Source organism: Kitasatospora sp. MBT63, from assembly GCF_000710465.2.
Classification (GTDB): Bacteria; Actinomycetota; Actinomycetes; order Streptomycetales; family Streptomycetaceae; genus Kitasatospora.
Genome location: NZ_JAIZ01000722.1, coordinates 15,150 through 27,534 on the forward strand (window position 1 = coordinate 15,150; position 12,385 = coordinate 27,534).

Annotated in this window: 13 protein-coding genes and 1 pseudogene; 7 read left to right on the top strand and 7 right to left on the bottom strand. The window is 72.4% G+C overall.

From position 1 onward, the window contains the following. Window positions 1–261: 261 nt before the first annotated feature. Window positions 262–903, top strand: coding sequence for a hypothetical protein (locus tag AA75_RS37590; protein ID WP_033824921.1), 642 nt, complete (start codon window positions 262–264; stop codon window positions 901–903). A 295-nt stretch (window positions 904–1,198) separates the two neighbouring features. Then, window positions 1,199–1,840 (top strand): carbonic anhydrase, encoded by a 642-nt coding sequence (locus tag AA75_RS37595; protein WP_033824922.1) that lies wholly within the window; start codon window positions 1,199–1,201, stop codon window positions 1,838–1,840. A 9-nt stretch (window positions 1,841–1,849) separates the two neighbouring features. On the opposite strand, the gene AA75_RS37600 is transcribed toward AA75_RS37595, so the two are convergent. After that, window positions 1,850–2,494, bottom strand: coding sequence for an L-threonylcarbamoyladenylate synthase (locus AA75_RS37600; RefSeq protein ID WP_033824923.1), 645 nt, complete (start codon window positions 2,492–2,494; stop codon window positions 1,850–1,852). A gap of 212 nt (window positions 2,495–2,706) precedes the next feature. Further along, window positions 2,707–3,399: a hemerythrin domain-containing protein gene (locus AA75_RS37605; protein WP_051814105.1), complete on the bottom strand. Its 693-nt coding sequence runs from the start codon at window positions 3,397–3,399 to the stop codon at window positions 2,707–2,709. A 1,227-nt stretch (window positions 3,400–4,626) separates the two neighbouring features. Here AA75_RS37605 and AA75_RS37615 point away from each other — a divergent pair. The 4 genes and pseudogenes from AA75_RS37615 to AA75_RS37625 all read left to right on the top strand — a co-directional run bounded on the left by AA75_RS37615 (window position 4,627) and on the right by AA75_RS37625 (window position 6,423). Continuing rightward, window positions 4,627–5,061, top strand: a complete 435-nt coding sequence (locus AA75_RS37615; RefSeq protein ID WP_033824925.1) for an Hsp20/alpha crystallin family protein — start codon at window positions 4,627–4,629, stop codon at window positions 5,059–5,061. A gap of 171 nt (window positions 5,062–5,232) precedes the next feature. Then, window positions 5,233–5,436 (top strand): annotated as a pseudogene (locus tag AA75_RS54200) (STAS domain-containing protein); the annotation flags it as partial. Window positions 5,437–5,562: 126 nt separating this feature from the next. Further along, window positions 5,563–5,967: a DUF2267 domain-containing protein gene (locus AA75_RS48555; protein WP_033824935.1), complete on the top strand. Its 405-nt coding sequence runs from the start codon at window positions 5,563–5,565 to the stop codon at window positions 5,965–5,967. 57 nt (window positions 5,968–6,024) lie between these two features. Continuing rightward, window positions 6,025–6,423, top strand: coding sequence for a DUF2267 domain-containing protein (locus tag AA75_RS37625; RefSeq protein ID WP_033824926.1), 399 nt, complete (start codon window positions 6,025–6,027; stop codon window positions 6,421–6,423). A 465-nt stretch (window positions 6,424–6,888) separates the two neighbouring features. Here AA75_RS37625 and AA75_RS37630 read toward each other — a convergent pair whose 3' ends face one another. Continuing rightward, on the bottom strand, window positions 6,889–7,236 hold the full coding sequence (locus AA75_RS37630) for a hypothetical protein (RefSeq protein ID WP_051814106.1): 348 nt from the start codon (window positions 7,234–7,236) through the stop codon (window positions 6,889–6,891). A gap of 38 nt (window positions 7,237–7,274) precedes the next feature. On the opposite strand from AA75_RS37630, the gene AA75_RS37635 reads away from it, so the two are divergent. Next, on the top strand, window positions 7,275–7,664 hold the full coding sequence (locus AA75_RS37635; RefSeq protein ID WP_033824927.1) for a hypothetical protein: 390 nt from the start codon (window positions 7,275–7,277) through the stop codon (window positions 7,662–7,664). A gap of 630 nt (window positions 7,665–8,294) precedes the next feature. On the opposite strand, the gene AA75_RS37640 is transcribed toward AA75_RS37635, so the two are convergent. The 4 genes from AA75_RS37640 to AA75_RS37655 form a co-directional block, all read right to left on the bottom strand. Then, complete coding sequence (locus AA75_RS37640) at window positions 8,295–8,546, bottom strand: hypothetical protein (protein WP_033824928.1); 252 nt, start codon at window positions 8,544–8,546, stop codon at window positions 8,295–8,297. Between the two features lie 402 nt (window positions 8,547–8,948). Next, window positions 8,949–9,740 carry a hemolysin III family protein gene (locus AA75_RS37645; RefSeq protein WP_199520511.1) on the bottom strand — a complete coding sequence of 264 codons (792 nt, stop codon included), beginning with the start codon at window positions 9,738–9,740 and terminating at the stop codon, window positions 8,949–8,951. A gap of 1,649 nt (window positions 9,741–11,389) precedes the next feature. Further along, window positions 11,390–11,752: a hypothetical protein gene (locus AA75_RS37650; protein ID WP_033824929.1), complete on the bottom strand. Its 363-nt coding sequence runs from the start codon at window positions 11,750–11,752 to the stop codon at window positions 11,390–11,392. Between the two features lie 65 nt (window positions 11,753–11,817). Then, complete coding sequence (locus tag AA75_RS37655) at window positions 11,818–12,222, bottom strand: hypothetical protein (RefSeq protein WP_149038612.1); 405 nt, start codon at window positions 12,220–12,222, stop codon at window positions 11,818–11,820. Between the last annotated feature and the right edge of the window lie 163 nt (window positions 12,223–12,385).

Genomic DNA, 12,385 nt, shown 5'->3' on the forward strand with positions numbered 1-12,385 from the left:
ACCAGCCCGGCCGGCCGCACCCCGCACCGCGCTCGGCCATCCCCGCCAGGCGCGCGCCGCAGGGAAGGGCCTGGGGCGCTGCAGCCGAGTCGCATCGAACCGAGCGTCCCGCCGGAGCCGACCCTGGCCCCGGTGGGACGCGTGCGCAGCGCCCGGCTCGGCTTCCACGTCCCTGCGGCACCGCCGCCATCACCCGCTTCGGCAGCCGGAAACGGACCCGGGCCACCCGGCGGCCGCCCGACCGACCAAGGAGACAGAAGCGTGTACCAGTACACCGACCGCAAGAACCGCACCCTGGCCGACCGCGTCAACGAAGCCGCCGAGCGCCGCCTCGACCAGGGCACCGAGCGGGACCGCGCCGCCGCGACCGCCCTGCTGGCCGACATGCTCCACGCCGCCTCCCAGCACGGCATCACCCTCGATGTCTTCGACTGGGTCAAAGACCTGCCCGGTACGTGCTACCGCGCCTTGGCCAGGCGCCGTGACCCGGCCGAGCGTGTCAACGCCGTCGTCGAGCGGCGCCCGGACGGGGGCACCGAGCAGGACCGCGCCGCCGCGACCGCCCTGCTGGCCGACATCCTCCACACCGCGGCGAAGCACGGCATCACCCTCGACACCTTCGACTGGGTCACCGACCTGCCCAGCACGTGCTACCGCGCCGTCCTCAGGCACCGCGACCTGACCGACCGCATCAACGAAGCCGCTCAGCGCCGCACCACCCCCGGCACCCAGGAGCAGAAAGCCGCCGCGACCGCGCTGCTGGCCGACATGCTCCAAGCCGCCTCCCAGCACGGCGTCACCCTTGACACCTTCGACTGGGTCACCGACCTGCCCGGAAACTGCTACGCCGCCGTCGTCTCACCTCTGCACGCGCGAACCACCCAGTGGGCCACGGCCAGCTGAACTCGACGAGACGGGCCACGCCTCGCCCTCCCCTTCACCGACGCTTCGCGCGGGCTGCTGCGGCGCCGGCTCCCTCTGAAACGGGAGAACACGCAGCGGCCCAGGACGAAACCCGTGTCCTGAGGCCCGAACTCCACCACCCGGCCGACACCCCCGCCGCAATCCGGACGGCCAACCGTGCGCTCTCACGGCCGAGGTGGGCTCCGGCCCGCTCAATGCGTTCACCGGGGGCCACCGGAACCGCGGGAAAGGGGTGCCCGCGCGCACTGCTGCGGCCGGGTCGTAGTCTGCAGCCATGACCGAAGCTCTTGCTGCGACGCCCCAGAACGCCTTCGAGACGCTGCTGGCCGGCAACCGGCGGTTCGTCGCCGGAGCTTCGGAGCACCCGAACCAGGACGCCGCCCGCCGCACCGAGACCGCACCCGCCCAGAGCCCGTTCGCGGTGCTGTTCGGCTGCTCGGACTCCCGGCTGGCCGCCGAGATCATCTTCGACCGGGGGCTGGGCGACCTGTTCGTGGTCCGCACGGCCGGGCACGTCCTGGGGCCGGAGGTTCTGGGCAGCGTCGAGTACGGGGTGAGCGTGCTCGGCTCGCCGCTGGTCGTGGTGCTCGGCCACGACGCGTGCGGCGCGGTAGCGGCCACCCGCGCCGCCATCGCCGACGGCACCACCGCCGGCGGCTACGTGCGGGACGTGGTCGAGAAGGTCACCCCCAGCGTGCTGGCCGCCCGCGCGGCCGGGCACACCGAGGACGCGGACTACATCGCCGAACACATACGGCACACCGTCGACCTGCTGCTGGACCGCTCCCGCGCACTTGCCGAGGCAGTCCAGGCCGGCCGGGTCGCCGTCGTCGGGCTCTCCTACCGGCTCGCCGACGGCACCGCCCACCTGGTCACCGCCCGCGGCCTCGACCTGCCCGCCGGCTCGGTGGCGTGACCCGGTTGCTCAGCGTTCCTCCAGGTCCGGCACGACCTTGCGCAGCTGTTCGGCGCTGACCGCGCCCGCGCGCAGGAGTACGGGGGACCGGCCGGTGATGTCCACGATCGAGGACGGCACGGCCGCCGGCGTCGGGCCCCCGTCCAGGTAGACGGCCACCGCCTCACCGAGCATGCCGCGTGCGGCGTCGCAGTCCTGCGGCGACGGCTTGCCGGTCAGGTTGGCGCTGGAGACGGCCAGCGGCCCGGTCTCCACCAGCAGGTCGATGGCGACCGCGTGTGCGGGCATCCGGACCGCCACGGTCCCGTGCGTCTCGCCGAGATCCCAGACGAGCGACGGCTTGTGGCGGGCGACCAGGGTCAGCCCGCCCGGCCAGAACACCTCCATGAGCTCTCGCGCGCGCTCAGGCAGGTCGTCGACCAGGAGATCCAGATCGCCCGGCGAGCCGACCAGCACCGGGGAGGGCATGTTCCGGCCTCGGCCCTTGGCATCGAGCAGCCGGGCGACGGCCTCAGGGCTGAAGGCATCGGCACCCACCCCGTAGACGGTGTCGGTGGGCAGCACCACGATCTCACCCCGCCGCACCGCCGAGACGGCCTCGCGCAGGCCCATGGCACGCTCGAAGGCATCCGAGCAGTCGAAACGACCGGACATCGCAGTTCTCCCAACGAGCGGGCGCGCCCCGCACCTTTATCCGCGCCGATGAGCCCACACGGCGAACGCCGGTCACAGTACCCGGCACAATGATCGCGATCCCTGAGAACGGCCACCCCGGACCAAGCTGTTGGCCAGTCCTGCTCATCCTGACTGCCCACGCGCGCCGTCGCGAGGGTGTGGAACTCCTCTCCCGCACGCGGGATCGGGTGCTACGCCTGGGGGGCCACGGCGTTGGTTCGGCGGACGCGAGCGGTCGTGCGCTTGTAAAGGCGGATGCCGAGCGTGCGCCACAGGAGGCGGGCTGGGGCGGGCATGTGCGCGAGGAACTGCTGCCGTTCCTGTGCGGTCGCGTCCTCGAGGATCGCGCCTAGGAAGATCAGGAGCTTGGCCTTGGGGACGCTGCGGCGTCCGCGTTCGCCGACCTCGGACCACTCCCGAGCGGTGATGTGCTCGGCCATCAGGGGCAGGAGGTGTTCTTCCTCGTCGTCCATGTGGGCGGCAGCGTGCCGGTCGAGTGCGCGCAGGGCTTCGGCGAGGAGCAGGGCGGTGTCGCGGTCGCCCCGGGTGCGCCAGCTGTGCGACAGGTCGGTGGCCGCGGCGAGAGCACCGGCGATGGCCTCGTGCTGGTCCGCCATCCGCGCGACGACGTTGTCGCCGGGGACGGCGCGCTCGCGCAGCTTGGGCCACAGCAGGGCGTCTTCGCCCTCGTGGTGTTCGCCCAGGGCACCGAGGACCAGGTCGAGATGGTCGGCGAGAACGGCGGTGCGCCGCCGGTCGCCGGGGGCGTCTTCGACCAGGTCGGCCAGGATCGGTATCTCGCGGCGGAAGACGCGGTGCAGGACGACCATCTCCTGCGGGTCCAGACGCTCGGCGGAGGTGAACGGACCGGCGGTGGTGGGCATCGGGGTCCACTTCTGTGGGGCAACGGTGATCATTCCGAGAACCCGCAGCCTAGTGGCCCATGCTCTGCCGTCGGCAATGAGGTCAAGCCGTTCACCCGCCGCCTCGGCCCGGACCGAGCAACCCACAACCTCGCTCGCCGACCTCCCCGCTTGCTGCAACGAGCAACGAGCCGGGGAGCCGAGAGCTGGGCCGGGGAAATTCGAAGACGCTCGAACTGGCCCCTGGCGGGAAGGCTCTACCTCTGCGCCGGTCGACAATGACCACGGCACCGCCTTTCCGTACCACGGGAGTCGTGGGGACATCCGGGTGCCCGGCGATACCGCCATCGCCCCCCTGGGATCAGGTGAAGTCCGACGCGCTGAGAACCACCGCGTCAAGCGATCGTCGGAACGCCTGGCCACCCCCGTTCCACCGGGCCACTGCCCGCGCTGAACCTCGGCGCTACCGCCAGCCTCCACCGGTCGCGCCCGCCGCTACTGCACCGACCGGTGTGGCCACAGGGCATCGAGGCCGCCGGCGGGGATGGCTGCCCGAGCCGGCGATGGCCGCGTCACCTGCCCGTGTCCCACGCCGCGACGGCGTGAGGCACGCACGCCGAGCACTCCGCTTCATCCCGGCCGCCTCGCCAACGTCAGGGGCCGGGGGCGGGTGCGGGGGTGTCCAGCCCGGTAGGACAGGGGCGAAGTCGGCGGGTCCGCTCGGCCGTGGCGTCAGATCGCGGCATATCGCCGGGTGTCTCGGGGGCGGTGGTTCTCCCTGCCGTACGGGTACCCGAATCGCTGCCCGGCGGCCTCCGGGGCGTGTTGAGGTGCGTTCGGGACGGTAAGTGCGTGCCGGTGGCCAACCGGGTCGGAGGGGTTCTGCGCGGGCGACCGCGCCGGTTGCTTCGTTGGGACGCTCGGAGGCTCTGGGGGCCTGGGACGGCATGCCGGGGCCAGGACCCGTGGGCCATGTCGTGGTGGAGGGCGTCGAGTCCGGCCAGGCAGGCATCGATGGCGTTGCCGCACTGTTCCGCGGGACGGCGTCGTCCATGGCGGCGAGCGCGGCGGCGAGGAAGGACGCCGGTCCCGTGGGGGTGCCACCGCAGGTGGCGGGTATGGGGGGCCACTTTCCCAGGGGTGTCACTCCTTCGGTGACTTTTCTGCTTGTCATTGGATGGATGACATGCTAGAACGGATTCAGGTGAAGCGCACTGGCTCCCACTCGATCAGTGGAGGTGTTTCGCGATGCTGATGCGCACCGACCCGTTCCGCGAACTGGACCGGCTGACCCAGCAGTTCCTGGGCACGAACGGCACGTGGTCGCGGCCGGCCCCGATGCCGCTGGACGCCTGCCGCGTGGGCGACGAGTACGTGATCTGCTTCGACCTGCCCGGGGTGGACCCGGAGGCGATCGATGTCGACGTCGAGCGGAACATGCTGACCGTCAGGGCCGAACGCCGCCCCCGCCACCAGGGCGACGACGTGAAGTGGGAGCTGTCCGAGCGCCCGCTCGGCGTGTTCTCCCGCCAGGTCATGCTCTCCGACACCCTCGACCCCGCCGGGATCAGCGCCGACTACGACAACGGCGTGCTGACGCTGAAGATCCCGATCGCGGAGAAGGCCAAGCCACGCAAGGTCGAGATCGGCCACAGCGGCAGCCGCAAGCAGATCCGGGCCTGACCTCTCCCCGGACCGCCGTCCCGCACCGCCGACCACCGGGCCCTGCGGGACGGAGGGCCCCCGCCGGCTCCACCGCCCGGCCCTGCCCGCCCCGGCACACCACTCCGTGCGGGCCGGGCCGACGGCGGGAGACCACCGTGCGCGACGACCAGGGGCACGAACCCCTTCGCGCTGCGGGCGTGCGGCGAGATCGACCTCGACACCGCCCCCACGCTGCGCCATGCCGTGACCGCCGTGCTCGGGGCACATCGGGAGACGGTGCTCGATCCGCCGGAGGCGAGGTTCATGGACTGCGCGGGCCCGGGCGCTCTGGTCCGGGCCCGCAACCAGGCCGACCGGTGCGGCAGCCACCTGGTCCTGCGAAGGGCCGGCTGCCGGGTGGTCCGGCTGGGCAGCTCACCGGTCCGCACCGGCGCCTGGTCGTCGAGCCCTGACCGGGCGTCGACGGCGTTCGCGCCGACGGCGTTCGCGCCGACGCCCCGGAACGGAGGGAGAGGAACCGTGGCTTTTCGATGGGAGGCGTTCCTGGATGAGGTCCGGGAACGCGGCGAATACGACACACCCCGGGAGGCCGAGCGGGCGGCGCGCGTCGTCCTGGCCCTGCTCGGCGCCCACCTGGTCGGCAACGTGCGCGCCGAACTGGCCGCCCGACTGCCCGAGACCCTCGCCCTGGTCCTGCTCAACCCGCTGCAGGCCGCCGAGCCGCTCGGCCCCGAGCGGTTCGTGCGCGCGACCGCGGCCTGGATCGAGGGCGCCACCGAGACCACCGCCCTGTGGGACATCGGCGCGGTCCTCAGCACCGTGGCCGACGCCGCCGGCGACGATCTCACCGAGCGCGTCCTGCTCCAGCTGCCGCCCGGCTACGACCTCCTGTTCGGCCGGCCCCGGCCCGGCCACCGCCCCTGAACACCCCCCGCGCCGCCGCACCCGCGACCGGCCCCGTCCCCCTGGAAGGCCACCGCCATGACCCGGTACCGCCTCCTTCTCCAGCAGGTCCGCACCCTGGGCCGCTACACCTGCGACGAGGAGGCCGAACGCGTCCTCGCCGCAGTCCTGGCAACCCTCGGCAGCCAACTCACCGGCGAGCAACGCTGCGACCTCGCCGCAGCCCTGCCCGAGCGCGCCCGCACCGTCTTCGCTTCGCAGATCCCGCTGCCCCAACCGGTCGCCGCCCCTGCCTTCGTCGAAGCCGTCGCCCGCGCCCTGAACACCAGCCTCACCGCCGCCCGCTGGGACGTCTCCTCCGTCCTGGCGGCCCTCACCGACCTCGCCGGCGACCACCTCACCGACCGCCTCCTCGCCGACCTGCCCCGCGGCTACGCGCTGCTGTTCGGCCGCGCCGACCTCACGATCGCGGCTTGACCCGGGACGGCACTACCGGCGCCGGCCACCCGCCACCCAGCGTGGCAGGGCGGCCGGAGCCGGGCCGCCAATCCGGCCGGCGGCGGACACCGGAGCGCAGGCCGACCACGCACGACCGCCACCGCCGGGTACCGGCTCGAATCCGGCGCCACCGGTGCACCCGCGACATCCACCTCGGCCAGGTGTGACCGGCCCAGCCCTGCCGAGGACCGGCTGGAACCGGAACCATGCCGGAGTTCGCCTCCTGGCCGGGCATCAGCTCCCTCGCCCCGGCCAAGCAGGGCGAGCGTGCTGCGCACCACGACGCCAAGCGCAGGATCGGCTTGGATATCTGGTCAGGCAGGTCCGCGAGGGTCCTGAGTAGTAGCGGTACAGCCGTGAACGGTGAGATTGATCTTGCTGGCGATCCCTTCCGGCGCCGCCATCGATGTGTCAAGAGCGGTCACCGGCCGGGCCCAGTTCGGGTCAGCTCTCCCGGCCGCCGGGGATGATCCGCAGGACGGGGCCGGCGGGGGCGAACTCGCCGAGGTCGAGAACGGCGTCGCGCCAGTTGGCGATCAGCTGCAGCAGCCGGGCAGTGTCGTCGGGGAACGGAGGCGGATCGGTGCCGGGGACGACGGGGTGGAGGATCGCCGCGGCGAGCCGGACGGCGTGCAGGGCGGTGGTCGCGCGGGTCGATCCCGCGGGCGTGCCCGACGTGCCGCCGGGCGGCGAGGCGCTTCCGCCCGGTGTCTTCCGGCGCCTCCACCTGGACAGTGGTCGTAGCCGGTCCGGCGCCTGCCTCGGATACGGTGTTCCTCTACGGGGTGCCATAACGGATGTGACGCCCCCCACCGGAGGTAAGTCAGCGTATGAGTTCAAAGCGCAGCAAGAATCCAGCCCTGCCCGTACTTGACGACGCATTCCGACTCGCGTCGGTCAAGGACGCCGAAGAGTCCACCCGTGACTTGGCCGCGCGGCTGGCCACCACCGAGCTGCGCCGCGTTTCCCACCCGGGCCGGGTCACCTGGGAGCCCACCGATCAGGCCGAGCCCGTCCCGGTCCCGCCGACTGTGGTCGACGGTGACGGGGACCTGTGGCTGCGGGACCGGGGCACTGGCACCTGGACCATGCCCGAGTTCAACCCGCAGGAGTTCCCGGCCCGCTGTGGCGAGGTTCTGACGTGGAACCAGCTTGCCTGCGAGTACGGCCCGCTGACCGCACTGGCCGACGACCGCCGCATCGGCGGCCGCCGGCGCTGACTTCGCAGCCCTCTGGGACGACCGCGCCCCTGAAGCGCCCGTTGCGGGTAGCCGGGAGCCCCAGCTCACCGCCGAGCCCGACGATGGCGGCGAGAAGGTGAGCGTGGTAGTGGCGTGCGACGGCCTCGAGCAGCGCGGTGCGGGCCTGGCGCCACCCGACGTCCTCGTTGCGGCCGGCGTCGGTGGCCCAGCCGGGTAGCGGTCGGCCTTCGCTTGCCGTTGTGAGCGCGCGGCCCAGCTCGCCGATCGACTGCTGCCAGTCGGCCAACTGCCCGAGCCGGCCGCGCACCAGCTCGTCGACGGCGGCCACCGGGCCGGAGCCGAAGGCCCGCGCTTCGGCGGCGGCCTCGGCGAGGACGTCTTCGTCCAGGTCCTCGAGGGCCTCGCGCCACGGAGCGGCCACAGCGTCGAAAGCGGCCAGGGCGGCGTGCAGCTCGGCGTCGAGAGCGGCGGGCGACCACGGCGACGGGGTGCGGGGCGGACGGACGGAGGCGGACAGGGCGAGCCCGGCACCTGGAGCGAGCCCGAGCCGGGCGGTGCTGCTCACCCGGCGGCCGGGCAGCCCGAGCGGTCGTCGGCCGTGATGGTGCCGTCACCGTTCGCCGCCCAGGTCCTCGACCACGCGCAGGATCAGCTCGGTGGCGATGCGGTACAGGTCTCCCACTGGTCAAGGTCCAGGCCGAGCGCGGGGTCGTCGGCCACCCGCAGCAGAGCGGCGGCCGCGACGCCGGACCCGGCGGCGGCGAGCGCGTTGTGCAGGGCCTGCGCGCACGCTTGCTCGTCGCGGTCACCCTGGTAGTGCAGGGCGATCTCGAAGGACTCGGCCGCACCGTCGAAGCCCCGCCGGGCGGGCGGCGGCCACGCACATGTCGGAGGTGGCAAGCCCGCCGTCCGTTCGCGGCCGAGGAGCTGTGGGCGGGGCGCACCGCCCGGGTGGTCGCGATGACCGGCCTCAACGAGGAACAGATGATGCGGGCACTCGCATGGCAGGACGGCCATGGTCACGGCCATCCGTCCGGTCACGCCCGGGTGTGAGCGCCCAGAGCGCGGGCGTGGTCCTGTGTGTTCGTGGTGGTCGACCGGTGGCGGCCGGGGCGAGGCTGGTGCCCGCCGTGTTGGACCGGGTGCATCGGCCCGATCTGTGATGCCGTCCACGCCGGCCGACGTGCGGCTGCGCGGTCGTGTGCGCCGGCTGTCGGGGCCCGCACGGGTCGCACCGCATTTACGGGAGCCCGGCCCCGCAGCCGCCTGTTGCACCAGTGCCAGCGTGCCCTCGACGACCAGTCATGTGGCCGCCAGGAAAACGGCCGTGTAGTGCGCGCCGAAGGCGGCGACGGTGAGGGCGTGGAAGACCTCGTGAAAGCCGAACCAGCAGGGTGACGGGTCTGGACGTTTGAGTCCGTAGACGACACCTCCCGCGGTGTAGAGCAGACCGCCGGCGATGACGAGGACGACGACCGCGGTGCCGCCGGTTCGTGCGAAGTCGGGCAGGTAGAGGACGGCTGCCCAGCCCAGGGCGATGTAGCACGGGGTGTACAGCCACCGGGGAGCCCCCATCCACAGCGTGCGGAAGGCGATGCCGGCCAGGGCGCCCGCCCACACCACGGTCAGCAGCACCGTCTGGCGCCGTCCGTGCAGCAGCAGCACCGCCAGCGGGGTGTAGGTGCCGGCGATGATCAGGAAGATGTTCGCGTGGTCGAGCCGCCGCAGGACCGCCTCCCCGCGCCGGCCCCATGTTCCCCGGTGGTAGACGGCGCTGGTACCGAACAGCAGCCAGGCCGACAGCGCGAACACCGAGCAGGCCGCCACCGCCGCGGCCGGGCGCGCAAGGGCGACCAGGACGATGCCGCCGGCCAGTGAGAAGGGGAAGATGCCGGCGTGCAGCCAGCCGCGCATCCTCGGTTTCAGCGCCGCCTCCTCGCACTGCGCGCCGCTGGCCGGGTCGGTGGCTGTCAGCCGGGCAGTCGTGCCGGCGGGCGCATCAACTGCGGCGGTGTGGAGGGAGCCGGACGTGCTGCCGGGGCCGGGCCGGGACTTTCCTCCGTCTCCCGGCGGCTGGGTGTCTTCGGCGATCATGCGCTCATTTTAGGAAAGGCGGATGACGTGCGGCCGACGCGCGCACCTCATCCCCACAACGATCAGTCCCGACCACGGCGAGGGCGACGACGGTGGTCGGCACCGGCCGGTGGGGGAGCCGAGGCCCGGTTCTCAGCGATGCTGCCACAGGCGGTGAAGTTCAGCGAGGGCGGCTTCGAGGTGGTCGGCGAGGGCGAGGTCGTCGCTGGGCAGGGTTCGTTCCAGCCCTCTGCGCGACGGCGCGGTGCAGCTGTAGTGACTCGCTGTGCCCGTCGGTGAGGAGGACCGACAGGAGCGGCTCCCCAGCGGCCGTCAACTGGTCCACCAGGGCGAGCACCTGGATCTTCTGCGCCTGGCGAGCGCGGGGAGCAGCTTGTGCCCGGTTCTCTCGTGCAGGGCACTCCACGAGCGCCGCGGACGGTGTTGGCGACCCCTGCCATGGGGCTGTTCTTCGCGGCGTTCCACCATGCCTGTGGGGTGGGACCGTAGGCCAGGGGCGCCGGCACCGGCTGGTCCGCCGGGGAGGCATCGGGCGGCCCGATCGGTCGCCGGGGTTCTTCGCCGGGGGGCAGGGGAGCGACTGGGAGGGGTTTCCCTGCGCGTGCCGGCATGTTGCTCTCGGATGCGGGCCGAGTGGCCTTCAGCTTCGCGGGGTCGTCCACATCTGCGGGTGTGTTATCGGTGCCCGCCCTGCCGGGAGTGGCAGCTGGGTACGACGCTTCTCCATCCTTGACCTCTTCATGCTCCACACGGTGACTTGTGATCATTGTGCACACTGGCCGCCGGGCCGTCTCTCCCGCCCTCGGCTCGCAGGTGCACCGCGATCGCCTGACGGCGCACGACCGTCAAGACTTCTGCCGACGCGGCCAGATCATCGCCGTGACATGCGAAGCCGAGGCCGGCACCGCGGCCGGGGCATTCCGAGGCAAGGACCCACGACACCGCCGCCATCGTTCTGTGCCGACCGTCCCAGACTGCGCACGCGACACAGACGAGCGTCGAGACCGGATCCTGAGCAGTCGCCGCAACCCCGGAGATGGACACCGACAGACATGAGCGCGCGTTCCTGGGTGAGGTTCCCCGAGCTGCGGAAGGATGCCGGAGGTGGCCTGATGGGCCAGGAGAAGGTAGTGAGTGCTCCGCTCGGATGGACACCATCGGTGTGGTGACCGGGTGGAGGGGACGGTCACGCACTCAGCGCGACTGCGGTCGTTGAGGCTGCTGTGCAGCCTTCGTACGTCGTACCGCCTCTCGATCCACTCGCAGATCGCAGTCCGGCCGCTGCCCGGCTGAGCCGATCCGGTCGCTGGCCAACTCCCTTTTGAAGGCGGCGAAGAAGGACCGGGCAAGGGCATCGTCCGATGCGGCCGACCGGCAGCCGAGATGACCGGGCCCTTCGGGCACCGCTGGTGGGAGGCGGTGAGCAGGGCGTCGACGACGAGCCCGGTCCGCAGGTGGTCGCCGGTGGCCCACCCGACGACCAAGCGGGCGGGGAGGCCGATGACGTGGCCGGACAGCAGGAGTGCCCGTCAAAGCTGATCAGGCGTACGCCACACCACGCCCCGCCCTGCCCCGCTCAACGCTCGGCGACTCCCTGGTGCGGGGACGTACGATGCCACGCCGGAAGGCTATGCGGCCTGCCGTCGCTATCAGGTGTCGGAGTAGCCGAGGTCGCCGATGGTCCAGCTGCTGATGTCTTCGATGGCGATGCGGTACATGCCGCCGGTGTGGGGCAGCGCGAAGTCGCCCTGAAGGATCTTCGCCCGGTGGAGATGCAGGTGGGTCGGCCGTGCGGGCGGGCCGTCGGCGGGCGGGGCGAAGAGGGCGGCGAACGGCTTCAGGTGCTCCGAGGCCTGGAGGACCTCCGCCACCCGCTCCCACCACAGGGTCACCGGTGCGAGCCTGCCGGTGATCACCGCTCCGGGGACCACCACGGTCAGGGACATCTGGTTGCTGTGCTCGGACTCGACCATCGCGGCGATGTCGACGAGCAGCCCGTCAGGGTTCGACATGCCCCAAGAATAGGACACGGCCTCCATGGCCCAAGGGCCTGGGTGGCGGCCGTGACGGCCACGGGCTACGCGGCGGCGCCCTGACGTGCCGGTCGGCTGCGCCGCGGTGCGGGGCAGAAGGGAGCAGTCGTGAGGGCTGGGGCATCGCCTGGATCGTGTGGTCCGGCGGTGACGAGAAGGTCGGTTCCGAGGGTGGTGACGGTGAAGCCCGAGGCGCCGAGGATCTCCGACAGGGCGAGTACGAGTGCGTTGCGGATGCCACGGAACTCGGTGCGCCCGGCGGCGTCGGCGGGATGCGGACAGGCCTGGAGGGTGGGGCCGATCAGGTCCTGGCCGGGACTCCACGCCAGCACCAGGCCGGTCCCTGGACGCTGCTGGGCGGAGAGCCCGGCGGCCTGGTGCGGTGCTGGCTCGAACCCTCGGAGGGAGAGCACTGCGCAGACGGACTCAAACAGGCGTTTGTCATCCACGCGCGGAGTTTATCGGCTGCCCGGCCCGCTGTCGGTTGCCAAGGGCGGCTCGCCACGTGTCTTTCCGGCCATTGCAGGTGAGGCTCCGGACCGGATCGGTGGGCGCCGTTCGGCCCGGCCGGGGTGTGCGTCTCCTGGACGGCGCGCCGTCCAGGAGACGCAC